The following is a 24,353-nucleotide window of genomic DNA, read 5'->3' as shown; positions in this document are numbered from 1 at the left end:
GGCATTATGAGTGAATCTTTAATTTTTCAGCGACTCAAAAACCTGAAGCGTTTTTCTGACTTGTGTCCTGTACGTGCATATGACGAATCCAATCATTTGTTTATGTGCGACAACAAATATGTTGGTTTCGGATTTGTTTGTCGTCCCTTAAGCGGGACAACCGGCAAGGAGATGACTAACCTTCAAACGTTGCTGTCTTCCAACTTCCCCGCCAAAACTATCGTTCAGTTTGACCTGGTTGCAAGCCCAAACATCGTACAGAAAATTAACCGGATGGACGTATTGCGTATGGATTGCCGGGACGCAATCCTGCGTAACGCAATTTATAACCGCTCTAAATTCCTTTTGAAAAGCACCGAAACGCCGATGAAGCGAACCGGGACTCGCGTCCGAAATTGTGTGCTTCTCATTACAGTAAAAATTCCGATCAAATATAACTATGAAATGCGTGAAGAAGAATTCAATCACGTTAACGAGCTGCGGAATGTGTTCGAAACGACGCTGAGCATCACTGGTTTGTGTCCCGGTGCATTGACGCGTGAAAGTTACATCGATGTTCTGAGCTCCATTTGCAACCAGGGTGAAAGCGCCTCCTGGAGAGACCGGACGCCGGTACAGCCACAAGAAGACAAGTACATTTCAGAACAGTTAGTCGACCACGATCGCATGTTTTTCATTAAGAAAGACTATTGCGGTTTTGGTGATCCGACAGATTCCGAGCTTCGTGGAGAAGCACCTACACCGACAACGTTTGTGAAAACATTGAGTGCGCGAAAATTCCCGAAAAGATTCTTTCCCGGGCAAGCGCAATACTTTCTCGGCGATATGATGAGTGGTGTTACTGGAATTAAATCATCCTGCATCATCTCAATGAGCCTGATTTTCTTTGATCAGCAAAGTGAAAAAACTAAATTCACCTCGAAACGTAACTGGGTTGTTCAGCAAACCAGTGGCCCATTAATTAAGTGGGTTCCATCACTCATAAACTTGCGTGAGGGCTTCGATCTTCTTAGCGAAAAAGTTGATAACAACGACCCAATTTGCAAAGCCAAATTTACGGTATCAATCTTCTCTAACTCAAAAGATGGCGTGTTACGCGCTGCTCAGGAAGCTGCAAGTTATCTGAACACCTATCAGTTTAAGATGATCCCAGATACCTACTATGTTGCGCCAATTTTCCTGTCAGCTCTGCCAATGTTTAACGAAGCATCAGCAGAAAAGTCCATTGGCCGATATCGAACAATGGCACTCAGTGAAGCGATGGTACTTTCACCTCTCTATGCAGATTGGCAAGGTACAGACAAACCCGCCTTAATGCTGACATCGCGCTCTGGCCAGATCCAATCACTGGACTTGTTTGATTCTGATACTAACTATAACGCCTGTATCGCAGCTGAGTCGGGGTCGGGTAAGTCATTCCTGACAAACTACATTATCACCGCCTACAGAAGCCTCGGGGCTAAAGTCTGGTGTATTGATGTAGGTGACTCGTACAAAAATATCTGTGAGACCTACCAGGGCGATTATCTCGACTTCAATCCCAAAACCAGGCCATGTCTTAACTTCTTCGAACTGATCGAAGACTATTTCGGTGAGTCTGAAGATGATGACTCCAGTGGCGGTGAAGAAGATCTGATCATCGGATTGTTATCGGTGATGGCAGCTCCTAAAGAAGGTCTGAATTCATTCGAAGAGTCTCGACTTAAACAACATGTAGCTGATCTTGTCCGTGTACACAAGAAGCTGACCACCGTTGATATGGTTGCTGATTCACTGCTGAAAGATGAAGATAAAGACATTAAACGTATTGGCCATCAGCTCTATCCGTTCACGAGTGCGGGCCAGTACGGGAAGTACTTTGTTGGTAAGAACAATATCGACTTCAAAAATCCGTTCACTGTACTTGAACTTTCCCGACTGGAAAGTTCAGAACACCTTAAACAGGTTGTCCTCCTTCAGCTGATTTATCAAATCCAGCAGGACATGTTCATGGGCGACCGTAGCCAGATGAAGCTGGTCATTATCGATGAGGCCTGGGCATTGTTATCAGGAAATATCGGGGCGTTCATCGAGAAAGGTTATCGCCGGTTCCGTAAATATAACGGAGCTGCAATTACCATCACCCAGTCTATCAACGATATTTACAAAGATAGTATCGGGAAATCGATCGCAGATAACTCAGCCTTTATGCTCTTGCTGGGGCAAAGTGAATCCGCAGTGAACGAAGCTGAAGCAAATAAACGTCTGGCGCTGGACGAGGCTGGTTACCGGTTCCTTAAAACCGTTCGTTCCACGAAAGGTGTCTACTCAGAAATCTTTGTCATTTCTAAAGCGGGCCAGGGTATTTGCAGACTTGTGGTTGACCCATTCAGCTTACTTCTCTATTCGACTGACCCGAAAGACGTTGCCGCGATCAAAGACAGAAAGTCCCGGGGGATCAATACCGAAGAGGCTATCAACGAAATTCTGGTTGAGCGGGGGTTAGCCGCATGATTAAAACCGCTGCAATTGCGCTGCTTTTTGGTTTCATCGGAGCCGCCCTTTTTGGGCGGTTATTCCCACCAGCCTCGCCCTATGACTATGTTGCAGTCATCAACTTTATGGACGATAAAGGTCAACCGTTAGGTGAAGCCCAGTCAAGGCTGGTATTAGCCCGCGCTGAGAAACTGTCAGAGGCGGGGTATCTTGTGCTCAATGCCTCAGCCCTTTATAGCTACCCTACGGGGCTCAAGATCCCCCAGACCATCAACACTCAGCAATAGCGGTGGGCGAATGAATACACCCAAATCAGTATGGAGCTTAATATTTCGTAAAAAGCGAAGCTGGAGGCAACATATTGTTTTCAGCATCGTTGTTATTTTCTTAACCGCACCGCTGACGCTATACGTGCTTAACCGGTATGAGATTGGTATCGATCCACAAAATAACCAATGTCTTCCTCCGTACCGAATATATCTCGTCGATAAAATGGACAAATCAATCGTCAAAGGGAAAATTTACGCCTTTCATTCTGAGCTAATGCAACCATATGGCAAAGGGCTGAAAATTGTTGATGGCATTGCGGGAGACACAGTCTCCGTTGATCCCGAAGAGACTGCAATTAACGGCTCTATGGTCGGTGAGGGACTGGCATTAGCAGCAGAATCTGGCCATACCGAACAGGAGCTAACGCGTAGTGGTGTCGTACCGAATGGTCGCCTGTGGATGATGGGGCGCACCAGATACAGTTTTGATTCCAGGTACTGGGGATCATTAGACGAGTCACAAATTATAGGCCGAGCGTATCCATTATGGTAAAAAAAACACCTTTTCGACTTTCGATATTGGCATTTGTAACCGCTGTTGTTTTCACTCCAGTCTGGGCCGAAAACACTGGTATCTATTTAAGTGATCTGCCGTCAAGACCGGTATCCAACTTAGATAATATTCCGACAAGACCGGCTAATAACTACTCAGTCACTGACATTCAAAAAGCTAAGCGTCAATTATCTGCAACTGAAATGAAAGATATTGACAGTCTCATAAAAGCGGCTCGTGATAATCAAAATGCCACTGCCGACCGCGCTACTGACACGGTTAAAGATAATCGAAAAATGATGGGTGAAATGCCCGAGTATAAAAATACAGATGAACTAGTCGATGATGCGGTAAGAGGAGCGTTAGCAAAGTCTGATATGACTAACGAGAAACAAAATAAGCCAGCCGGTGATTTTATTTATATTCTCGTCTCCGCGTCTCTCAGCGATGCTGAAATCACCGACATTCTCAAGTTATACGATGGACGCACGGATATCGCTCTGGTTGTCCAGGGGGCAAAAGATAAAAAGAACCTGCTTGATGAACTTACCCACTGGCAGAAACTTTCCTTCGACTCCAAGTCTTCTCTGGCCGTAAACCTCGATCCAACTGTATTCAAAAACTACAACGTTAGTTCTGTACCGACCATTATCCATGAAAAAGATGGTGAGCTGGTGGCCAGGGTGACAGGCATCTATGACATCGCGTACCTGAAAGACAAGACCGGCGACCTTGGTGTGGCCGGGCCCGCTGTTGGGGTCGTAGAGAAGAACCTTATTGATGAACTACAGGAGAGTGTCGCTAAACTCGATTTTGATGGCATGAAGAAAAAGGCCATTGATAACTACTGGCCCCGCCAGGTTTTCCAGGAATTCCCGGAAGCGACAAAGCGAGCTACCAGAACCATCGATCCGACGGTCATTATCCCTCAAAACATTACTTCACCTAACGGCGATATCGTTGCAAAACGGGGGCGATTTAACCCGCTAACTGTGATGCCATTTACCATCAAGCTAATCTTTTTCGATGCACGTGAAGAATGGCAACGCCAGTTCGCCAGGTATCAGTTTGAACATACACCAGCCTCCCTCACGCCAATACTGGTCACGACAAACGTGTATGGTGATGGCTGGCAGACCTTCCGTGACACCAAGAAAGAATACGGTGACTTCGCAAGGCTATACATGATTCAGCCAGGCATGGCCGAACATTATGGTTTGATAAACGTGCCCAGCGTTGTGACAGCCGACAGTAAGCGATTCATTAATGATGAATATTCACGCAAAGATTTTGAGGAGCTGAAATGAAAAAAATTCTCTCAGTTCTGAAATCACCCAAGACCCTGGTGCTCGCATGTCTGGCTTTTACTATGCCGGTTTTTGCGGCTGACGTTTCATCACCCGTACAGAACAAGGTCTGTCATGATAACCAAGTCTTATCAGCGAAACTCATTACGGATGTTTGCTGGAACTGTATTTTCCCGATAAAGCTTGCCGGTATTAATCTGTCGATGACAGGTACTGCACCTGACAATGCAGCATCAGGGACAGTATGTGCCTGTAAGGATGGATTGAACGTCTATCACCCGGGTGTATTGACCGCGATGTGGGAACCGAGAAAGCTCATCGAGTTAACGAGAACACCCGGGTGCATGTCATCCCTAGGAGGGGTAACACTCGACCTTGGTAATGATTTGCAGTTTGGCCCGCAGACCGATGGAGCAGCCGAGGAACAGCGGGAGCGTTTCTCAATAAGTTTCTACAACGCACATATGTATGCTATGCCGTTATTAAGAATGTTGGATATGTATCTACCCGGTCAATGTAATGCCGACCCATACAGCGATTTTGATATCATTAATTTCACGGAGATTGACCCGACCTGGAATAATACGATGCTGGCATTCTTCCAGAACCCGGAATCAGCAGCTGTGGCTAACGTGATAGCAATGCAGGCTTGCGCCGGTGAAGCAGCGGCACAATTTGCAGGTAAACAGCCAATAGACTCACTTTGGTGGTGTGCCGGTTCCTGGGGTGGGCAGTATCCTTTAACTGGATCGGTACGGAGTATGGATGCCCCCAGAACAACCAGCCTGGTCGGGATCCGTATGCTGGCCGCAGAACATCGTCGTGGACTGGCCTACCGTTCGATGGGAAACGATACTGTTTGTCGCTCCAAGATTTACCCAACGTTGCCAAAGCAACAGTACAAATTGAATATGTTCTACCCTACCCCGGAGACAAAAAACAGTCATGAGGTCGGTGAGTCCCCATACCAATGGCAAGGTGGGCCTTTCCGTTATCCAACCGGTAAAGGCCAGGACAGCACCTACATGATTTTCCAGTGGGTAGATTGTTGCCGCACAATGTAATAAAAAAACCCTGCAATGCAGGGTTTTTAATTTCTGTTTTTCGTTGAATTAAGCCTGCCGTTTAATGGCCTCATTCTGATCATCATTCGCTTCATTACTGGCATCCTGCAACACCTTTGTTTCCTGGTCTACCTGGGTAGGTTCTGTCTCAGTGCTTCCAGCCAATTCTTTTTCAGCGGCCCGGCCATTGGCCTGATTAAGCTCATCAGCAGATGCCTGCGCGTGACGTTTGAGTGATGCTGCCAGATCACGAATGAGATTATGAAGACGAGACTTAAACTCCTCGACCTCATCCTGATTAAAACAGTTATTTAACCAGAGGGTATCGATGATCTGGTGCAATTTATCAAAGTTCTGAATAATGCGGATAACCCGCAGCGCTTGCGGCGTTCTGATGCGAACCTCATGTTCTTTTGGATGGGTATACCCGACTTCATTGAGGCTGCTGCGTTCTTCTTCTTCTTTTACCGCACGGTTCAGAATAGCAATGTTATTTTCCAGTTCTTTCTCAGGCATGTCGATTACTTCGTTAACCGCCTTCAGTGTACGTTCAATCGCACCACTGTATTTAGTGCCAAGCCGTTCAAGGGCTCGGCTGTTATTGGTCAGATTGAAGAGAGCCTGGGAGATAATGTTAAAATTACGGGACTGTACCCGAATACCTTCCTGGGTGTGAAGAGTAAATTTCACGACAGCTTCAGGATTGGAATATTCGACACGAGAGTTAGGGGTTCGGTTATCCTGAGCCCCACTCTTTTTAGCTTGTTTTACGGTTTGTACCGGTGCTTTAGCCATAACAGAACCTCGGAGTTAATTTGTATGCCAATTGATTAGGCCAAAACTCAGGATAGTTGTCATTGAAAAATGGCTGCAATATGACCATGAAAAACCGACTTGAAAAATTAAACCAATATGCTTAAATGAATAAGAACCGAGCTGACGGACATCAGCACAACTTCCTAGTTAATTTCGCGCTCAACCAGCGCCCACCGGATGACCTCCTCCCGGGTTAACTACGCCTTCTACAGGCCCGAGCATCTCTGATGTGTTTAGGTTAAACCTGACATGTCTCTTTGCTTACCCAAACGGGTATTTTGGTTCTCAATCCCAAACAAAAAAAATTGTTAATCCTTTTAACTCCAGCGAATCAACAGATGTGCAGTTTTGTGTACATCCGTTTAGTTTACCTTTTAGGTAGCTAAATTTTCGCATTCTAAATTTATAGGTGATCTATGTCTGACCCAATCTCATTAATGGCAGGTATCGTATTTTTTGGTGCTGTGTATTACCGTGCCGAATATATCAGATTCCTTGGCCCAATCTGGCTGGCAATTTTTATAACGGAACGCGGTTTACTGTTCACTGGTCTCGGTTTTGTTACCGCGACTGTATGTGTAGTTGTTGCTTTACTCGTTATTTATAATTCATTCTTTACCAAGTCTGGGAAAAAATCTAATGAAGCAACTAATGGAAACATGGTTGAAGGTGTTTCTCGGGCTGGGTCAAATAATGACAAAGCCAAATATGCAAACCATCGTTTTGAAGGAAAGCTTGTTTACCACGGTCTCGAAAACTGGAAACACGATCCTAATAACGATAAATCGTATTTAGTCACAATACGTAGTGGTGGGAAAGACCATGAAATTTGGGCTGTTGGGCTCAAAAATGCTGTTGAGACTTGTGGAGCACAAGTTGGTGATATTGTTTCAGTCTGGAAAGAGTCTGAAGTAAGAACCGACAAAGCACAAGTGTTTGACGAAAGCGGTAAGGTTACAGGGTATCGTACTCTCCTTAACGAAAAACGTCGCGGCATTTGGGTTATGCAAGTACTCGCCGAAAGCTAAAATATTCTTAATTCAGGCTATAAGCCTTAACTTTTTAATCTTTTAAATATATGAGGTATATTATGACAATTGTCTATGGTAGTAGCATTGAGCCGGGTGGTATGGAACTGGATGATTACACAATGATTGCAGAGTGTGAAAATTGTGGGAAAGACTGCCGACATCGGATTTATGAAGACTGTGTTGCAGGGGCAATAAACCAGAGATTCTCTTATACGTGTAATCACTGCGGTTATCATTCCTGTAACGCTGAAGTATGTGACGTATGCGATAGCATCGAATGCGAAGAACATGCTGGTCGTTATCAGTCTAATATTTTCTTCGAAATGCATGAGCTCATTGAGCTCATGAAAATAGAGGGAGATATACTGGCAATCAGAGCAAAAATCAATGTAGGCGCTCACGACTTTGGAGATCTTTCAAAGTTAGATGATTGCCTGCATAGGCTCACCTTTCCAGGTTACTATGAACGGCGAAATACTGATCTCTATAAAGAGATATCAGATGGAGCCTGTACACCATTCTGTGTAAATGCCTTTTCTCAGAAGTGACCGCTCAGGCGGTCACCGAACTCGATGATAAAACGGCTCATTGCCATGCGCCAGTCCCTCAGCGGCATCGTCCATTTTTGTGAGGCGGCCTGGATTGCCAGCCACACGACCTTTTTCACTGACTCATCCGTCGGGAACACCTTGCGCTTTTTGATCGCATGCCTGATCACGCTGTTCAGTGACTCAATGGCGTTGGTCGTGTAGATGACTTTGCGGATATCTGCCGGGTAGGCGAAGAACGTCGCAAGGTTCACCCAGTTTGCCGTCCAGCTCCGGCTTATCTGCGGATAGCGGCTGTCCCAGGCGCTGGCGAACGCTTCCAGCGCCTGCAGACCTGCTTCTTCCGTCGGCGCCTGGTAAATCGCCTTCAAATCGCGGGTAACGGCCTTGTAATCTTTCCAGGAGACGAACCGCAGGCTGTTGCGCACCATATGTACGATGCACAGCTGGATGCGGGCCTCCGGATATACCGCGTTTATGGCGTCCGGGAAGCCTTTCAGTCCGTCGACACAGGCGATGAGGATGTCGTTCAGGCCGCGATTCTTCAGTTCTGTCAGCACATTCAGCCAGAACTTCGCGCCTTCATTTTCGGCCAGCCACATACCCAGCAGTTCCTTCTGGCCTTCGATGTTGATGCCCAACGCCAGGAACACGGATTTATTGATGACGCGACTGTCCTGCCGGACCTTAAGGACAATACAGTCAAGGTAAACAATAGGATAGATTGCATCCAGTGGCCGGTTTTGCCACTCAACAACCTGCTCCATGACGGCGTCAGTGACTTTTGAGACCAGCGCTGGCGAGACATCCGCGTCGTACATCTCTTTGAATGCAGTCGCTATCTCGCGGGTGGTCATCCCTTTGGCGTACAGGGATAAAATCTGATTATCCATCCCGGTGATGCGGGTCTGGTTTTTCTTCAGCAACTGAGGCTCAAAGGTGGCTTCGCGATCCCGGGGAGTACGCAGTTCAAGTGGACCATCCGCAGTCGCTACGGTCTTTGTTGAGTAGCCGTTGCGGGTATTGGAGCCCGGTTTAGGCTGATTTTTATCGTACCCCAGATGGTGAGACATCTCAGCATTGAGAGCCGCCTCAACGCTGATTTTCTTCAGCAGACGATCGAACTGGCTAAGATCGTCGGGAGTTTTGAGATTTTTGGCCAGTTCATTAGCCAGAGCCTGCAACTGTTTTTCGTCCATAAAGTAACCTGCCTTTGATGTTGAATTGAACATATCAAAATCAGGCAATTACACAAATTTATGTACAGGCTCATCAGATGCTTCAACCGACATGGCAATCCAAACATGGAAGCGTCTGGAACGCTTGTTATGCTAAACCTCCCTATAAAAACCCAGCGAAAGCTGGGTTTTTTTCTTTTCTGGATTGACCAACCAAACGTCGTATCATAATCTTATATCGCGGGCATCCCGCTTAACTTCTTTTAACACTCTTTATTTCGGCAACGCGCCATCCCTGAATGAATAAGTTCATTCGCACGGCTTCCCTACGCCCATAGAATTCGACACACGGTGCATCATGCATCGTGTTTTCTGCGCCGTCGAAAAAGGTGTTTTTCCTCTTGTTGAGGATACAGTGAGTCCAGCACTCTAACTGGATGCTTCACAAATCTTTCTAATTTTTGTGCCTATAGCACTAAATCATTTTAACTTTTTTAATTTAAAAATTTATGAGGTATAAACTATGCAATCCAGAGCAAAGGGTATTGTTGCGATAGAACCTAAATATGTGCCTGCATCTAACAATGCAGATTCATATATTTATTTCCGTTTGCGCTGTGACATGTCCATTAGCGGCAAGTCTCAGACCGAGTTCTATTCGATAAAAGCATTTGGTAAAGTCGCGGATTTTCTACGCGATAATATTCAAATGAATACCGAACTGTATATCGAAGCATTAGCTCGATCATTCCGTTATACAAAACATGGTATTGACCAAATGAGGACTGAGTTTCATGTTTTCATGGCTCGAATCATTCAGACTGGTCAATCAATAGATACCCGTGCAAATGAAACTGTAAAGCCACCATCTACATCAACCGTCACTTCGCTATCCCCTCAAGTAGCGCAAAAACTTAAGGACGATATGAAGTGGCAGAAAATGTCTGATGAAGAGGTAAGAACTGCTTCTGAAAAATGGAGAACAGTATATGCCGAGCAAAAGCAGCTGCACCCTGGAAAAGAGTCTGTATCACCAGACAACAATAAAAATTCAGTAGAGAAGATACCAGAAGCTTCGCCGAAGCTGGATGCTAAGAATAGAGCCGTGCAGACATCACGTCCGCAAGCCGCAACCTCTAAGCACCCTGTCAACATGCAAGCCTGGACAAATCTGCCAGCCGATAATTCGACAGCAGCCGTTATTGTAGCTCGTATGAAACTTAATGAAAAATTAAGCTCCTCCGGGCAAGTAACTTTAACTAACGCATATTCATCAGTTCGCGGTTGATATGACTGGTTGCTGATTCCTCAGCAACCTTCTTCTTTTTTAATCTTATAATTTATTTAATTTAATGAGGTATATATGTACTCAAATAAATCACGTAGTTCTGGTTCATTCTCAAACAACAATAAAGGGAACACCGATATTGTCGTTAAGATAGACAGCATTGCTCGACATATGTTGTCGCTCGAAAAGATGTTTGCATCCGCAGGTTCCAGTTCACCTCACATCTCATTCGAACGTGAATGCGTTTTTGCAAAACATATTGTCAACAATAATAACTACTTGGCTGACATAGCAGTTAATAATCCAAAGTCCTTCGAAACAGCATTCCTTCAGCTTGCAAGTAGCGGCCTTACTCTTGACCCGGCGCAGAAGCAGGCTTACCTGGTTCCACGCGATGGTCGTGTCATTCTTGACGTGTCCTATATTGGGCTCAGCAGGATGGCCACCGATGAAGGTTTATGCGAAGACATTGTGGCTGAATTAGTTTTTGAAAAGGACTCATTTAAAACCAATGGTCGTCGTTCCAGCCCAGACCACGAATTTGACCCCTTTGCTTATAAAGGGGGACTCGTTCTCACAAACACCGATCAGGGTGCTTTAGGAGATCGAGGCATGTTCAGGGGGGCTTATGTCGACTATTTAATGAAGGATGGACGTCATCTGGTATTTTTCATTGACCTTCAGGATTTAGCTCAATCTCGGGCGAAATCCGAATCTTGGGCAAAAGTGGAGAAACGGCAGTATTCACCGTGGACTCAGTTCCCTTGGAAGATGGTGCTCAAGTCAGCTATTAAGCAGACCATACACTTAATTCCTGGTAACCGTACTCGCCTGAGTTCAATGATTGAATATCTGAACACTGCTGGTGGTGAAGGTTTCCGTACAGCAACAATACCCGTCGCAGCTGCTGAAGCTGAAATGGAGGTTAGACAAGAAGCCAGGACGGCTGGTAATACGGATACTACAATCCGAACTGCAAAGTCTGATGATAAAGTTATTGAAGGTGAGTTTAATAAGCTCCCTGAAGAACCTGATTCAACCGAGCAGCAGGACATCAAGAGCAATACACCAACCGATGTTTACGATACGGCTGATGGAAATACACCTCCAGCTGACGTAAATGGTTCGGCTGATGATATTCTCCCTCCACCCGGAGAAACCAATGGGCAGTCCAATGAAGAAATGTCTGAGCATCCCGGGGTCAGAAAATGGGCTGAACGCAGAATTAAAAAGTTAGTAAGCCGGGCAGAAAAGACGCTTGGATACGAAACTATTTTAAACGATGCAAAAAGCAGTTTCGATCTGAATGAAAGTGAGCTGGCATTCGCTCGCTTATCTTTAGAAAAATCCCGTCGGTCACTTCTCAAAAATCATTTAACTAACGCAGTAGGTAGCTTCGATTTTACTCAAGTACTTAACTTCATCGAAAAAATGGGTAAGGGTGAGTTTAAAACCGACGCGGCCAAATGGGTCGGTGAAGTCCAAGCCGAATCAATGGAAATACACAAGTTATATCTTGAGGCTGTTAATACATCTGATTTTGTGAGGCTCAATGCCGCTCTCAACAATGTGACATTTCCCCCTCTAAAAGAAATGGTAGAAGGTCTTATTGAAGATCTTCTGGCCGCTTAACTTATCCGGCAGGAAACTGCCGGTTTAACTTTCTAAATTTATCTTAAGGTGATCATTATGTCTGACATTTATGAAGTCGTTGATGTTGTGCAGGGCTCAAAGGAATGGCTCGAATGGCGTAAAACTGGTGTGACAGCAACATGCTCCCCTATTCTGTTAGAGGAGGCTGGTGCAACTAAAACGCCCTACGAACTCTATTTGCAATACGCTGGCCTGATTAAGGCAGAAGACCTTTCTGTCATTAAACAGGTTGATGCTGGTAAAAAGCTTGAAGCACTTGCCAGAAGTTACTGCGAAAAAGAGATTGGACAAATCGCCCTGCCTTTCTGTGTAAGGAACAAAAAGTATCCTTACATGATTGCTTCGCTGGATGGGCAGTTCGACGATGGTTCAATCCTTGAGATAAAGAATCTTTGCGAGAGCAAACATCTTTCTATTCTTCAGCTTGAAACCAAATCGCCAGAATTCCGTTATTACTACTGGCAAGTTCAGCACCAGCTGCTGACAACAGGCGCACCCCAGGCGTATCTTGTGTTTTGGTCGGCCACTGACCAGACCAAGGTCTTTAAAATTATGCCTTCGAAGAAAGCGTTTTATCGAGTCCAGGTTGCCTGCGAATACTTCTGGAATAAGGTTCAGACAAAAACAGCTCTACCGTTTGATAAGGAAAAAGATATTTTGCTTATCTCTGACCCTGAAATCATGTCTCAGACACAAGGCTTTAAGCTTCCAGACGACCTCGAAGCTCGTGTGGTAGACATAGCCAGACAAGTTGGAACATTGCAGCAGATGGAGAAAGAGTTGGCTTTAAAGAAAAAGCAGTTCGAAGAATACCAGAACGCGGTCAATTTATTGATCCAGGGTCTAGGTGCTTCTATTGGCTTTTCCTATAACGAGCTGGTTAGAATCGATGGCTTTGGCTTTCGTTTTCTTCAGTCTCGCGTACCGGAAAAACCGAGCTACAAACGAATCTGCGATAAATTATCTATTGACCCCAAACATCATCCAGAATGTTACGGTCAGTCATCGGTACGAAATTCGTTAAGTACCTATGAATATAAATCAACTCTGACTGATACTGTCTACATTCCTTTGGATGACACTTCCGTACTGGTATCTCCTGGTGCAGAAGAGACAGACTCAGCCCAACAATACGTTGTTTTTTAATTATTGAGCCCAGTTTAAAACTGGGCTTTTTTTTGCTTGACCAATTACACATCCTTTATTATCTTTAAATAGCGGCTTAGTCCGCTTAACTTCAGGCAACTGCCTTTAAACACCTTCTAAATTCGGCGCTCAAGCCACTCCTGAATACCTCCTGGTATTCACAAGGATTTCTTTCGCCTAAACAAATTCGATAGCCTGCGGCTCTCATAAGCGGCAGGCTTTTTTGTCCGTCGAAAAAGGTGTTTTGTTGTCACGTAGACAACAACAAGTGCCTCAGTCACTCCCAAACTGAAACTAGTACCTAACTTCAGCCTTCATGCAAGGCCTAATTCATCTAATTCACTAATCTTTTTAAATGAGGAGTCTGATCATGTTTCTTGTAAATATGACTGCATATCTTGCATCCCCAGAACAACGGGAAATGGGCGTTATTGATGTCGATCAGCAAGTATCACACGCATTACGTGAACTGTTGACCTTTAATACCTGTCCTTCAGAAGATGTTATGACCGATAAAGCTAAAGAATTTGCTGAAATCGCTACATCACTCTGTAATAAATATAAGGCTGATGGTGTACTTGTTTATGCCAAAACCTATTTTATGCCTGTTCTGGTCTCTGCATTGAGAGCCAGAGGCATCGTTTCTTATGTAACGTATGCACCAAAGGTTACCAGTGTTGATAACAGTGGCAGTGTTAGCCGCAATTATAAGCATGTCGATTTAGTACGTGCTGATATTGCTGCATAACATCATTCTTCTTAATTAATTTTTAATTTTTAAATCTATCTAATTTAATGAGGTATATCATGACTACTAATTTCGCAAACCTGTCTGTTGAAATCATGGCGCGCTCTACACCTGTCCACCCTTCTGTATTTGGTATTGTTGTTCCAGATCATCAGATGGATAAAGTTAAACCGTTCCAGGGATTTGACTCAGCCAATCCATTTAGTGCATTCGTGCCTAAACAGAATGACGACTATGTTTTTGAAGCGTATTTGCGTTCATCTGTACTGATGTGGATTAACTATCCACAAAATCAGTCTCTGTGGATCTCTGGCCCAACAGGTTGTGGCAAAACCAGTGTTGTCGAACAAGTAGCAGCAAGACTTAACTGGCCTGTCATGAAAACTACAGCTTCACAAGACCTGGATATTAACAATCTCATTGGCGGTCTCCGGCTTCAGTGTAATGAACTGACCGGTGATACCAAGACTGTTTTTGTTCATGGCCCACTGACGCTGGCGTACAAGTATGGACTGATTTTCCTACTCGATGAGTACGATCAATTAGACCCATCCTGTGCCAATGCCTTTAACGCCATCCTCGAAGGAGGGAATTTAGTTATTCCTGAAACCAACGAGGTAATTAAACAGCACCCGAACTTCAGATTTGTTGCAACGGCTAACTCAATTGGTCAGGGCGATTTTACTGGCGTTTATGGCGGTGTGAAAACATTAAATGTGGCCAACCTTGACCGCTATATGTTTATCACTGCTGACTATATGCCAAAAGAAACCGAGACTAAATTGATTACCAAATATATCCCCGACACCAAAGTCGCGGAGAAATTTGTTGACGTTGCGAATATGATTCGCGGTCTTTTTGTAGGCAAGAATATCACCGGTGAAATTGACACTAGTGTCAATACTAACAGTGCAAAACTCCCGGACGGTGTTCTTCCCGACACTCGTTTATCAGTAACGTGTTCAACTCGTTCGCTGGTGGCCTGGCTTGACCGCTACTCAATGATGAAAGCTGCAAAGATGCCACGTGCATTATTAACAGCTTTCGATTATCAGATTGGTAATCGTGCATCAGCAGATGATAAAAAATCTTTGCATCTCATCGTTGAAGCTGTATTCGGTTCTGAAGTACTTAAATAAAACCCCGCTTGGGGTTTTTTAATTCTTTTTAAATCAATTTTAAATTAATGAGGTATGTCATGACTATCAAATCCAATGCCACTCAGGTTCTGGAACAACTTATTCTCGTTTCTCTTTCTGATATCACCAGTATTAGTGGTCGTCGTAAGCTGAAAAGAGAAGATCTTGGTAACAGTGCTGATTTGCCACCTGATGTACTTGTTTCATTAGGTAGCAAGAAAATCATTGACCCACAACTCATCAATCCATTTACCCGCAAGAAGAATTCAGCTCACGCTTTATGTCTTGAAGCGGGTATTAAATTTATGGGAGGCTATGCAATTCCAGCCGACAAGGTTAATGATTTAATTGGTAAACTGAATGTACTTAAGGGCGAGTTTTACGATTACAAAAAGGAATTTATGAAAGCTGATTTTAATAGCTGGATTAATTCTTTTGAAGAAAAGTATCGCTCTATACTTTTGCGTGATGCTGCGATCGATTTGTCTTATATGGATAGCCAGATACAATTTGGCTTTACTGCGATTCATATCACACCTTATGGTAACAGTGTCATTCAGGATGGTTTAACTGGGCAAGTTAAAAGTTTAGCGGATGAAGTTTATGAGGATGTGGCTGATGTTGTTGAAGGTTTCCTTAAAAACAGGAACCCCGATGCGTTTTCTCAGCACACACTAAATCCTTTACGCCGCTGCGGCGATAAACTCGCTTCCCTAGCTTTCATCGCACCAAGCGTCCAGTCTCTTAGCGACTATGTTAATCAGGTAATGAAAGACATTCCGCTAACCGGCAAAGTGACGGGCAAACCTTATAACGACATTCTCTCTCTCCTCAATAACCTACGCGACCCAATTCATGCAAAACAGTTTGTAGAACTGCTGTCATCAGCCAGTACTACAGATGGTAACGATGCGATTGACCCATCACTTTCAATGAACCTTATTGGAGATGATGATGCCATGACTTTAGCGGCCATTTCGGCAACTCAGGTTCAGGTAGAAACGCTTCCTCCTCCGCATACAGATGCGTTTGCATCTGCTGTGGTAGTAGAAGATCCGATCGGATTGCAAAGCGTTGATTCACTCGCTGAAGCCCCATCTGTTCTGGTAGAAATCAATGGTTCAGCTGATACGTCTTTGGCAATCGAACCGGTTAATACGTCGGCTGATACTGACGTTAACGACTTGTCCGATACCCAGGAGCATGGAATTGTTAATGACGCTGTAATACCGGCGTTTAGTGCGGTTATAGTCGATGATGATTCATTTTTGGGCGGTGATTCGATTGTACCCCGCTCTCTGCCAGACTCAGCTCTTATTTCGGGTTTGGATTCTGAAAAAGTCATTGATGGAAAAGAGCCTGAAATTGTAATTTCGTCTTCACTCGATGATGACGAAACAATAATGGTGTTTTAAAAATAAAAGGCCCACTCCGGGCCTTTTTTCTAATTAATCTATTTAAATTTATTGTGAGGTATATATGGGTATTTATAATTCCCTTCCTATTGTCGCACGTGCATTAAGCTCTCAGATTGGTCTTAATGTTTCTGTTGGCGGCAATGAAGCATATGCTACGGAGACTGGTGCTGGTTTTCTTATTAACCTTCCATTCTTCAAGGACGCTGAAATGTTGGCAAATCCGTTATTAGGGTATGCCGTACATGAAGCAGCACATATCCGTTTCACTGATTTTGGTGATCTTAAGATATTCATTCAAGAGCATATGGAGTCGGATAAATACAACGTTGAGGTACTTAGACACCTGGTCAATCTTTGCGAAGATTTGCGCATTGAACGTGCGATGAGTTGTCGCTATCCAGGTACATTGAAGTATCTCAATTCACTGAATCATTTTTTGTTCAGTGAAGAAGCGGAATCCTGTGATAAAGCTTCATCGGTATTTCTGGATACCCTGCTTACTTGTGGTTTGAACCGCTTCAACGGTTTAACTATCCCAACAAAGCAAGTGCGTGAAGACTTTGAACGCATCTTCGGGCTGGAGCTGTACGACAAAGCTATGACGGTTATGGCTGAAGCAGTACAAGCAACCTCGATTAAAAAGGTGTTTGAAGTTGCATGTCGGTTATATGACCTCGCAGTAGATGCATTTAACGAAACTAATGAGCAAGAAGAACCTCCGCAGGATGATAATCAGGGCGCTGATTATGGTGACAGCAAAGGCGATGACAGTTCGTCAGAGCCGGGCCAGTCATCCGACAGTTCTGACAAAAATGGGGATGGCCAGACTGTAAGTTCAGGCGGTAATGGCGGCTCGCCGTCATCGTCAGCCGGTCAGAATGGGCCTTCTTCAGATCCTGATGGTAATACCGGTGGCGCACCAGATAAAGAACATGGGCAAAACGATAGCGATGATGAAAACGATAACTCATCGTCAACGTCAGCTAATCGTAATACTCCTGCTTCCGACTCTGGTGACAACAAAGCCGGAGCTTCCCAACCGGGCTCAAATGCTTCGGGTGAAGCTTCTGTCGTTAACATGTCCCAGGGCGGTAAAGACCCTTTCGAAGGAACCACATCGAATGACCTTGGCCGTACTGGACAGAACACTTCAGATAAGCTCAATCAGTTAATCAAAGACAAAGTACCCCCGCATCAACGTATCGTTTCACCTACTCCATATTCAGTAGCACCTGCGAAGCGGCACGATACCGGTAATGCATCCGTAAGTTTAGGGGTGCAGATGGCTACCGGGTTACGCCAATCACTTCATGGGTTGTTACAGGGTGTAAGAGCGGTGAGAAGAACACATCGTGAAACTGGTCGTAAGCTTGATTCTCGACTGGTTACCAGTGCCATGCTGGGCAATACGCGTCTTTTTAAACATAAGTCCAAGGCAGTAGATGTCAGTTCTGCTTTTACTATCCTGCTGGACTCTAGCGGGTCAATGAGCCGGTCGGTTAAAGAGGCTGAAGCCGCTGTTGTATCAATGTTGTATGCGCTCGATGGTATTCAGGGGGTAACTACCTCGGCATACCATTTCCCACACGCCGCACATAATAGCGTAGGTCTGTTAAAAGGACGGGAGCAAACTTTACGGACAGCTATAGGAACTCATCAGTTTGGTATTGGTACGCAAGGCTGTACTCCTCTTTGCGAATCGTTATGGCCTGCACTTGCAGACCTGACGTCAGCTAAAGCGGATCGCCATGTATTGGTTATAGCAACTGATGGCCAGCCTGATGATATGGCTTCTGCGCGAGCGATGATACAAAGCGCTAAAGATGATGACATCATCGTTATTGGCATCGGTTTCGGTGATGCCAGTGACCGCATGATGAAAAGTCTTTTTGGTGATACCGGTGTTTCTGTCGGTTCTGTTTCTGCCTTACGTAGCAAACTCTTTGAAGTAACCCGTAAAGCTCTCATGTCTTAATCTGTATTTTAATTTCCGTTTTAGCTTTCTAAATTAATTTAATTTATTTTAAAGGTGATCATTATGTCTGCAACCGCAAAATCTAAAGTGGTTCACGAAAATCAACTCTCATTCATGAGTATTTTCGATGCCACTGAAAGTGAATATGATCTGATATCAGCCGATTCAGAACATAATTATGAACTTCGTTTTTCATCAAAGATGGCTTACGAAATAATTCGGGATAGTATATATATCATGACTGCATACCGTAGTACTGGTGAGCAGCGTGTGGATGAAATCCTCTGGATTTGTTCGGAAGAAAATCAGGAAGACTTATGTTCATTTACGAGTTGCTGCAAAATAGCGGGTCTTGATCCATTCGAAACCCGGATGGAAATCCTGCACGAGTGGTCAAGTGAATTGGCAAAACAAGCAAGACTGATTGCGTGTCATCACTTTACTGCTCCCACTAATATGGAACATGTTGCATCCCAACGTATTGGATACGAAAAATACAGAAAAGCGTTTTATCACACTTATCCTAAAGAGGCTGCGAAGCCGCTTAAGAATAAACCTCTGTAATAATACAAACGCTGACTTCGGTCAGCGTTTTTTTCGTGCCACGCTGGAGACTAACATGAATATTTTAAAACATGACTTCGATAGTTCCTCTGAACTGCTACAAGCGGGTTTATTGCTTAATCAATTGGAGGATCTAATAGGGTTTATTTCCACGAATGAGTTCAGGAAAACCTCAATCAATCAGTTCATTGAGGTTGAGGCATCTGAACTTATGGTTTTTAACCTATGGCATCCGATGTGTCCCGATATCACTGAGGTTCATTTCTTCCGTGATATGGATTCAAATTGGTGGCCATACAAGATTTATGAACTCATGTCTGATATAACCACCCAAACCCAATTCATTCCTCGGGTAAATCAATAAAGGTGACATCATGATTCATTATTGGGTTAAAGTGAGACCCGGTGAAACAGATATCCTCGCACCTCTTCGTCATGGGGTTCTCGCCATAAAATATTTGGATGGAGCGCCATTGCTTTTCCAATGGCCTCCTGAAGAAGGATGGACGTTCGAAACCCTGGATAAAGTACAGCCTTGTGGTGTTGAGTTTGGGGCCGATGCATATATTAATGATGTATGGATTGGTACTACAGAATTTTAATCTTTAAAGACTGAATGTCTGGAGTCTCATTTAATGGATATCCCATGCATTTTGTTTATATCAAATAGTCGGCATTATGTAATTACTGAAGACTCTGTTATCGCTTCATGGCCATCACGTTCTGATAAAGAAAGTGAGATCATTCAGCTTAATGACGGTCGGATTATTACTGCAAACAATGTACGACGATTTAACTTCATCGACATTTCAAAGATCGAAAGCCTGACGGCGATTGATGATGGAATTGTCTTTTAACTATATAGATTAATAACTGGAGTCTGTATGAGTGGCTGCGCGTTGATAGAGTATAACAACCGCACCGCCAGAATACGCGGTGAAGTTGCACAAGGCGATAAGCATTATATTCAGTATGCTCTCGCTCACTGGGCTGTCATTGCAATCAGGATTCGCAATACAGACCATCATTTTACCCGATTGCCGGTTGATGAGTGGATTGAAGGAATTGCAAAACAAGTAAATCCTTCTGAGGCTCGTGAGCAGATATTTAATGCTCTATTGCGGTGTAAGCCGGGTATCTTCTAATTCATTTAATTTATCGAGGTATATATGTTTCATTCTGAAACCGAGGATATCTATGGTTTTGTGTCTGGCGATATGTCATTGCGACCTCATTCAATCGATAGAGATTTGCAGGACTTAAGGTTACTACTCGCCGATATGGATACCATTAATATTCTGAACGAACGAGGGATAGGAACTCAGAAAACCATCTTTCATGTAACACAAAATGAGTCGAAGGCATTAATGCTGGTTACTCGTTTAACTTACTGCCAAGGTGGTGGACGATTTACTCACCCTGAATGTGCTCTTCTTGTTGAACAGATAACTGATCTAGGACGTAAGTTGGGTAATAAACATTTCGATGCGGCGATGAATGAAGCAAAACGCTTTATAGCGAATGAGGCTGACTTCATGAAAGAACAAACTGTCTGGTAGAAAATTTCTAAGGAGTCACTCATGTATACTTCAACTACTGCTAAATCAGATCATATTGATAGCTTTAATAACGCACAAAACCGTATGTTGATGAATTACGAACGTGATGAGTTTGAACAAGCTCCCGCTGCCGTACTTTATGATGCTGTCGGTGCTGTCGTAAACGATGAATCTGATATTGATATAATTTTTCGCCTTATGGATATGGAAGGAGAAATGTTGTTTCTCCGCGCAATGAAAAACCTCGGTTGCCAAGAGAATGTTTTTTATTACGCATCTGAATCTGGTGCGGTGCTGACTGCTAACGATGCAACGTTGCTTGAATTTGCTTATAACCTGGGCAAACATATCAGCAATGAGTTCTTTACGCGTTTCTTGCGTAATTCTCAGTTAGCCCGTGAACTCATCGGTAACATCATTCGTATAGGCAACGATGCCCTTAAATTTCCAGATGACGGCCTGAATACAGTATTTGAATGCTGTGTGATGGAGAATTCATCCTGGAAGAACCAAGGCCATTTTAAAGATAACTTTGGTCTTTAAAGCATCTAATTCTTTTAATTAGCTAACACAGAAAAACCCAGTCTTCGGACTGGGTTTTTTTGTATTTGCTGATTTCAAATCATGTAAACAAAACGGATGCACATGAAAATTACTTTTGATTTTTACAGTCAAAACGTTGCCATTTTTGAACTTGTTATTTTAACCCATATGGCAAACTAATCGTAATGCCGTCCGTATTTCTGATAAGGGAGTTTTATGAAGACACTTAAATGTTCTCATAACAGGGCAATGCTTATGCCAGCACACAAAATCCCTGCGGTATTAGTTAACGACGACCCTAAGAACATAGTTACTGATGAGCTGTTGCGTAAATATGGAACACGCATGACTCTCGATGAGGCTTGCTCCGAAATTGGTGTTAAGTCGGATAGTGTAGCCAAACGTATAGGACAGGTCAGATATAGGCATTATGCATTAACTCGCCAACTTGAAAGTGCAAGGGTCTTTAGTGGAAAAAATAGCTTTTTCTGGACGGAGTCTATCGCAAGAATAATTTCCGAGGGTAATTCCGATGAAATATCAATTTTTAACTAAAATCATTATTCCCCTGCTAGTGGGATTTGCTTTTTCTACCTCAGTTCTTGCGGATGAGGGTAACACCCCAACGTCTCAATCCCCTCAGACCACCAGTGACGACCTCGCTGGTGGTCAGGCATTTCTGAATGGAAAAGAGGAAGGTTGGTTCTGGCGTAAATCGCCACCTGAGCCAGTGAAGAAAAAGCCAGTGAAGTTACCTCCTCCGCCGACTTTACCGCCTCAAGAAACGCCTAAACAGGTTGCTCAAACACCTATGGAGTCGACTCCAGAACCTGCCGCAACTGAAAAGCCCGGCCCGGCTCCGTTCACCGTAGCCTGGTTTAATGAAAACATTCAGAAACTACGCAACCAGGCCATCGACAATCCTACCCAAGAAAACGTTAGGGCATATTTTCTGGCCCAACGCATTATGCTGGATAAAGCCAGCCGCTTTACTGATATGGCTAGGTTGGTTACTTCTACCGACCCCCTCATAGATGAGAATAGCCGCCGCTCAACCTCAACATTTGGGGCAATGGATCAATCGAATGAAGCTGAAAACAATTCGAGAACGGTCATAAAAGACGTAGCGACAAAAGCAGGATTGTTTTTCTTCTTCCGTGGGGAAAACTGCTCCATATGCGTAAAGCAAGCTTCTGTTATGAATACGTTTAGTTTCATGACAGACATGAAGGTCATCCCAATTTCACTTGATGGTAAACCTCTTCCAGGGAATATTTACCCGGACTGGAGGCCTGATTCTGGCCAGGCATCAAAGCTCCAAATATCAAACGCACCTGCGATAGCTCTGGCAATCCCGCCATCTACAACACGCATTGTCTCATTTGGGCCTATCAGTGCAGACCAGTTAATTTCAAGAACAGTCCTTATTGCCCACGATGCAGGGATCATTTCTGACCAGCAATATAAGAGCACCTTGCCATATAACGATACCGGCTATATCGACTCAAACATTCTGAATGACATGCCTAAAGACCTAACTCAACAACCTGATGAGTTTATCAAATATATACAAGCTAAAGCTGGCTACGGTTCGACACCTAACCCAAATGCTAATAACCCGGGGGAAAAATGAAGATTTCGCGCAACTATAATATAAAGAATGTATTCCGTAGAAACATTCTTGCAATTTCTATCTGCCTCTCCGGGTTGACAGCTTTTCAATGCGAGGCCACCAGCATTAGTACTCAGCTAGACAGTATGTTCGGCTCTATGTCGAATGTTACAGCTCCCGGTGATTATCAGAGCGTTACACGTGATGGATATACCGGTGGCGGATTTGTTCTACGTAATAAGCTCCGTACATTGACACCTATTAGTATTAGTCTCCCTTCTGCGTCGGGAGGATGTGGAGGGATAGACCTTTTCGGCGGGTCATTCTCGTTCATCAACGCTGATCAGTTCGTCCAGATGCTACGTAATATTGCTTCTAATGCTGCCGGTCTAGCTTTCCAGTTGGCCCTGAACGCTATGGATGCCGTTCTGGATAATGCTATTTCGAAAATGCAGGCAATCATCCAGCAGATGAACGATCTGACCGCAAATTCGTGTCAGTTAGCGAAGGGGTTGTTAGTCGACACTGCCTCTGCATTTGGTGACAGTGCAAAGGCTGCTGTATCTTCTCAGCTGTCCTCTGATGGCCTCTCAGACCAATTTAAAGCCATGTGGGGCAATATGGGTGGTGGTAAAGCACCCGACGTACAAAAACAAGAGGCAGGGAAAAGAAAGGCATGTGACGATTACGGTAACATTGTGTGGTGTTTGCTCCAGAATGGTAGCTTTAGTAATCAATTCATCGGCTCCGAAGATGAGCAAAAAGAACTTATTATGTCTATGACCGGCACCATCATCGTCGGTAGCCAGTTGGGTACAGATAAAGATGGGTCAGCTAAAAAGAGTGTGGTTAGGATTGCTCCACTCGCAACTTCAAATGTCCTGGATTCTTTTATAAATGGTGATGATAGTTTCGATTTCTGGTCTTGTTCAGGTCAGACTAGTACTTGTGAGAATCCCAAAAAACAGACCAAAATAATTAAAGGTCTCGCTGCCAATATCACACTCTTCTTTATCGATAACGGATATTTGAGCTCGGCCAGAACTGGTTCAAACCCTGGGGATGCTAAATTACGGCAAGCAAACTACTACAACGTAGCTGGTGCTACCAGTAAAGCGACTCAAATTGCACGTCATGATTTAGCCGCATCTTATTCCTATATACGTGAACTATCTCCTGTCATAGCCTATTCAGCTGCTTATAACTACCTCAGCGAAATGCTTACGGCTGCTGCGACCGGCGCACGGCTCCAGCAGGAAAATGATAAATCGGCGTCAGTTTATTATAAGGATGCTGGAGAGCTAATCGAAAAGGCAAGGCAAAATCTGTATGTCTCCTATAACGCCATGATATCCCGTTATGGTGGCGAGGCCCGTATACCTGAATCATTCAGCAACTATATGACAACGCTTCCGCAGGTTCATTATGAATCTGAAGGTTCTCTTGATGGCTCGCTCTAACAAGGTA

At 44.1% G+C, this 24,353-nt stretch carries 25 protein-coding genes; 23 read left to right on the top strand and 2 right to left on the bottom strand.

Going from position 1 to position 24,353, the window contains the following annotated elements:
- Nucleotides 1–6 precede the first annotated feature (6 nt).
- The 5 genes from traC to SK32_RS21320 are packed head-to-tail and all read left to right on the top strand — an operon-like array spanning nt 7 to nt 5,668.
- A complete protein-coding gene (gene traC / locus SK32_RS21340; protein WP_007372230.1) occupies nt 7–2,493 on the top strand; it encodes a type IV secretion system protein TraC in 2,487 nt (828 codons plus the stop codon).
- Complete coding sequence (locus SK32_RS21335) at nt 2,490–2,762, top strand: hypothetical protein (RefSeq protein WP_007372231.1); 273 nt, start codon at nt 2,490–2,492, stop codon at nt 2,760–2,762. Before traC ends, SK32_RS21335 begins: the two co-directional genes overlap by 4 nt.
- 10 nt (nt 2,763–2,772) lie before the next feature.
- Nucleotides 2,773–3,297 carry a signal peptidase I gene (gene lepB / locus SK32_RS21330; protein ID WP_007372232.1) on the top strand — a complete coding sequence of 175 codons (525 nt, stop codon included), beginning with the start codon at nt 2,773–2,775 and terminating at the stop codon, nt 3,295–3,297.
- The gene (locus SK32_RS21325; protein WP_016241583.1) at nt 3,291–4,604 is read left to right on the top strand and encodes a TrbC family F-type conjugative pilus assembly protein; all 1,314 of its coding nucleotides are present in this window, start codon (nt 3,291–3,293) and stop codon (nt 4,602–4,604) included. The genes lepB and SK32_RS21325 overlap by 7 nt, the downstream gene beginning before the upstream one ends.
- On the top strand, nt 4,601–5,668 hold the full coding sequence (locus tag SK32_RS21320) for a TraU family protein (RefSeq protein WP_007372234.1): 1,068 nt from the start codon (nt 4,601–4,603) through the stop codon (nt 5,666–5,668). The genes SK32_RS21325 and SK32_RS21320 overlap by 4 nt, the downstream gene beginning before the upstream one ends.
- Before the next feature lie 48 nt (nt 5,669–5,716).
- Here SK32_RS21320 and SK32_RS21315 read toward each other — a convergent pair whose 3' ends face one another.
- Entirely contained in the window at nt 5,717–6,463 is a 747-nt protein-coding gene (locus tag SK32_RS21315; protein ID WP_009653890.1) for an AcaB family transcriptional regulator, read from the bottom strand.
- A gap of 437 nt (nt 6,464–6,900) precedes the next feature.
- Between SK32_RS21315 and SK32_RS21310 the strand changes: the two genes are divergently transcribed.
- Together SK32_RS21310 and SK32_RS21305 are read left to right on the top strand one after the other, a co-directional pair.
- Nucleotides 6,901–7,512 carry a hypothetical protein gene (locus SK32_RS21310; protein WP_009653893.1) on the top strand — a complete coding sequence of 204 codons (612 nt, stop codon included), beginning with the start codon at nt 6,901–6,903 and terminating at the stop codon, nt 7,510–7,512.
- 62 nt (nt 7,513–7,574) lie between these two features.
- Nucleotides 7,575–8,063 carry a hypothetical protein gene (locus SK32_RS21305; protein WP_048213842.1) on the top strand — a complete coding sequence of 163 codons (489 nt, stop codon included), beginning with the start codon at nt 7,575–7,577 and terminating at the stop codon, nt 8,061–8,063.
- On the opposite strand, the gene SK32_RS21300 is transcribed toward SK32_RS21305, so the two are convergent.
- Nucleotides 8,054–9,262: an IS256 family transposase gene (locus tag SK32_RS21300; RefSeq protein ID WP_048213841.1), complete on the bottom strand. Its 1,209-nt coding sequence runs from the start codon at nt 9,260–9,262 to the stop codon at nt 8,054–8,056. The genes SK32_RS21305 and SK32_RS21300 overlap by 10 nt on opposite strands.
- Nucleotides 9,263–9,764: 502 nt before the next feature.
- Here SK32_RS21300 and SK32_RS26130 point away from each other — a divergent pair.
- The 16 genes from SK32_RS26130 to SK32_RS21215 all read left to right on the top strand — a co-directional run bounded on the left by SK32_RS26130 (nt 9,765) and on the right by SK32_RS21215 (nt 24,346).
- Complete coding sequence (locus SK32_RS26130; RefSeq protein ID WP_016241581.1) at nt 9,765–10,529, top strand: single stranded DNA-binding domain-containing protein; 765 nt, start codon at nt 9,765–9,767, stop codon at nt 10,527–10,529.
- Between the two features lie 75 nt (nt 10,530–10,604).
- The gene (locus SK32_RS21290) at nt 10,605–12,161 is read left to right on the top strand and encodes a recombinase RecT (RefSeq protein WP_048213840.1); all 1,557 of its coding nucleotides are present in this window, start codon (nt 10,605–10,607) and stop codon (nt 12,159–12,161) included.
- Nucleotides 12,162–12,218: 57 nt separating this feature from the next.
- Nucleotides 12,219–13,328: a lambda-exonuclease family protein gene (locus SK32_RS21285; RefSeq protein ID WP_007372239.1), complete on the top strand. Its 1,110-nt coding sequence runs from the start codon at nt 12,219–12,221 to the stop codon at nt 13,326–13,328.
- Between the two features lie 370 nt (nt 13,329–13,698).
- Entirely contained in the window at nt 13,699–14,076 is a 378-nt protein-coding gene (locus SK32_RS21280; protein WP_007372240.1) for a hypothetical protein, read from the top strand.
- A 59-nt stretch (nt 14,077–14,135) separates the two neighbouring features.
- On the top strand, nt 14,136–15,215 hold the full coding sequence (locus SK32_RS21275) for an AAA family ATPase (protein WP_048213839.1): 1,080 nt from the start codon (nt 14,136–14,138) through the stop codon (nt 15,213–15,215).
- 59 nt (nt 15,216–15,274) lie between these two features.
- Entirely contained in the window at nt 15,275–16,630 is a 1,356-nt protein-coding gene (locus SK32_RS21270) for a DUF3150 domain-containing protein (RefSeq protein ID WP_016241580.1), read from the top strand.
- A gap of 64 nt (nt 16,631–16,694) precedes the next feature.
- Nucleotides 16,695–18,608 carry a VWA domain-containing protein gene (locus tag SK32_RS21265; protein WP_007372243.1) on the top strand — a complete coding sequence of 638 codons (1,914 nt, stop codon included), beginning with the start codon at nt 16,695–16,697 and terminating at the stop codon, nt 18,606–18,608.
- Nucleotides 18,609–18,671: 63 nt separating this feature from the next.
- The gene (locus tag SK32_RS21260; protein ID WP_016241579.1) at nt 18,672–19,172 is read left to right on the top strand and encodes a hypothetical protein; all 501 of its coding nucleotides are present in this window, start codon (nt 18,672–18,674) and stop codon (nt 19,170–19,172) included.
- A gap of 55 nt (nt 19,173–19,227) precedes the next feature.
- Complete coding sequence (locus tag SK32_RS21255; RefSeq protein ID WP_016241578.1) at nt 19,228–19,536, top strand: hypothetical protein; 309 nt, start codon at nt 19,228–19,230, stop codon at nt 19,534–19,536.
- Between the two features lie 10 nt (nt 19,537–19,546).
- Nucleotides 19,547–19,774, top strand: a complete 228-nt coding sequence (locus SK32_RS21250) for a hypothetical protein (protein ID WP_016241577.1) — start codon at nt 19,547–19,549, stop codon at nt 19,772–19,774.
- Nucleotides 19,775–20,056: 282 nt separating this feature from the next.
- A complete protein-coding gene (locus SK32_RS21240) occupies nt 20,057–20,317 on the top strand; it encodes a hypothetical protein (protein ID WP_016241576.1) in 261 nt (86 codons plus the stop codon).
- A 24-nt stretch (nt 20,318–20,341) separates the two neighbouring features.
- Nucleotides 20,342–20,731, top strand: coding sequence for a hypothetical protein (locus SK32_RS21235; protein ID WP_016241575.1), 390 nt, complete (start codon nt 20,342–20,344; stop codon nt 20,729–20,731).
- Nucleotides 20,732–20,752: 21 nt separating this feature from the next.
- Nucleotides 20,753–21,274, top strand: coding sequence for a hypothetical protein (locus SK32_RS21230; protein WP_007372245.1), 522 nt, complete (start codon nt 20,753–20,755; stop codon nt 21,272–21,274).
- A gap of 216 nt (nt 21,275–21,490) precedes the next feature.
- Nucleotides 21,491–21,829 carry a hypothetical protein gene (locus SK32_RS21225; RefSeq protein WP_024196083.1) on the top strand — a complete coding sequence of 113 codons (339 nt, stop codon included), beginning with the start codon at nt 21,491–21,493 and terminating at the stop codon, nt 21,827–21,829.
- Complete coding sequence (gene traF / locus SK32_RS21220) at nt 21,807–22,907, top strand: conjugal transfer protein TraF (protein ID WP_007372246.1); 1,101 nt, start codon at nt 21,807–21,809, stop codon at nt 22,905–22,907. Before SK32_RS21225 ends, traF begins: the two co-directional genes overlap by 23 nt.
- Complete coding sequence (locus SK32_RS21215) at nt 22,904–24,346, top strand: conjugal transfer protein TraH (RefSeq protein WP_009653894.1); 1,443 nt, start codon at nt 22,904–22,906, stop codon at nt 24,344–24,346. The genes traF and SK32_RS21215 overlap by 4 nt, the downstream gene beginning before the upstream one ends.
- Nucleotides 24,347–24,353: the final 7 nt, after the last annotated feature.

Origin of the sequence: Citrobacter sp. MGH100 (assembly GCF_001034465.1) — a bacterium.
Lineage (GTDB): Bacteria > Pseudomonadota > Gammaproteobacteria > Enterobacterales > Enterobacteriaceae > Citrobacter > Citrobacter youngae.
Note: the sequence above shows the minus strand (reverse complement) of the source record. Positions and strands in the feature narration are given on the sequence as shown.

Coding starts and splice junctions, on each gene's coding strand:
- traC (WP_007372230.1), top strand. CDS start 7: ATGAGTGAATCTTTAATTTTTCAGCGACTCAAAAACCTGAAGCGTTTT.
- SK32_RS21335 (WP_007372231.1), top strand. CDS start 2,490: ATGATTAAAACCGCTGCAATTGCGCTGCTTTTTGGTTTCATCGGAGCC.
- lepB (WP_007372232.1), top strand. CDS start 2,773: ATGAATACACCCAAATCAGTATGGAGCTTAATATTTCGTAAAAAGCGA.
- SK32_RS21325 (WP_016241583.1), top strand. CDS start 3,291: ATGGTAAAAAAAACACCTTTTCGACTTTCGATATTGGCATTTGTAACC.
- SK32_RS21320 (WP_007372234.1), top strand. CDS start 4,601: ATGAAAAAAATTCTCTCAGTTCTGAAATCACCCAAGACCCTGGTGCTC.
- SK32_RS21315 (WP_009653890.1), bottom strand. CDS start 6,463: ATGGCTAAAGCACCGGTACAAACCGTAAAACAAGCTAAAAAGAGTGGG.
- SK32_RS21310 (WP_009653893.1), top strand. CDS start 6,901: ATGTCTGACCCAATCTCATTAATGGCAGGTATCGTATTTTTTGGTGCT.
- SK32_RS21305 (WP_048213842.1), top strand. CDS start 7,575: ATGACAATTGTCTATGGTAGTAGCATTGAGCCGGGTGGTATGGAACTG.
- SK32_RS21300 (WP_048213841.1), bottom strand. CDS start 9,262: ATGGACGAAAAACAGTTGCAGGCTCTGGCTAATGAACTGGCCAAAAAT.
- SK32_RS26130 (WP_016241581.1), top strand. CDS start 9,765: ATGCAATCCAGAGCAAAGGGTATTGTTGCGATAGAACCTAAATATGTG.
- SK32_RS21290 (WP_048213840.1), top strand. CDS start 10,605: ATGTACTCAAATAAATCACGTAGTTCTGGTTCATTCTCAAACAACAAT.
- SK32_RS21285 (WP_007372239.1), top strand. CDS start 12,219: ATGTCTGACATTTATGAAGTCGTTGATGTTGTGCAGGGCTCAAAGGAA.
- SK32_RS21280 (WP_007372240.1), top strand. CDS start 13,699: ATGTTTCTTGTAAATATGACTGCATATCTTGCATCCCCAGAACAACGG.
- SK32_RS21275 (WP_048213839.1), top strand. CDS start 14,136: ATGACTACTAATTTCGCAAACCTGTCTGTTGAAATCATGGCGCGCTCT.
- SK32_RS21270 (WP_016241580.1), top strand. CDS start 15,275: ATGACTATCAAATCCAATGCCACTCAGGTTCTGGAACAACTTATTCTC.
- SK32_RS21265 (WP_007372243.1), top strand. CDS start 16,695: ATGGGTATTTATAATTCCCTTCCTATTGTCGCACGTGCATTAAGCTCT.
- SK32_RS21260 (WP_016241579.1), top strand. CDS start 18,672: ATGTCTGCAACCGCAAAATCTAAAGTGGTTCACGAAAATCAACTCTCA.
- SK32_RS21255 (WP_016241578.1), top strand. CDS start 19,228: ATGAATATTTTAAAACATGACTTCGATAGTTCCTCTGAACTGCTACAA.
- SK32_RS21250 (WP_016241577.1), top strand. CDS start 19,547: ATGATTCATTATTGGGTTAAAGTGAGACCCGGTGAAACAGATATCCTC.
- SK32_RS21240 (WP_016241576.1), top strand. CDS start 20,057: ATGAGTGGCTGCGCGTTGATAGAGTATAACAACCGCACCGCCAGAATA.
- SK32_RS21235 (WP_016241575.1), top strand. CDS start 20,342: ATGTTTCATTCTGAAACCGAGGATATCTATGGTTTTGTGTCTGGCGAT.
- SK32_RS21230 (WP_007372245.1), top strand. CDS start 20,753: ATGTATACTTCAACTACTGCTAAATCAGATCATATTGATAGCTTTAAT.
- SK32_RS21225 (WP_024196083.1), top strand. CDS start 21,491: ATGAAGACACTTAAATGTTCTCATAACAGGGCAATGCTTATGCCAGCA.
- traF (WP_007372246.1), top strand. CDS start 21,807: ATGAAATATCAATTTTTAACTAAAATCATTATTCCCCTGCTAGTGGGA.
- SK32_RS21215 (WP_009653894.1), top strand. CDS start 22,904: ATGAAGATTTCGCGCAACTATAATATAAAGAATGTATTCCGTAGAAAC.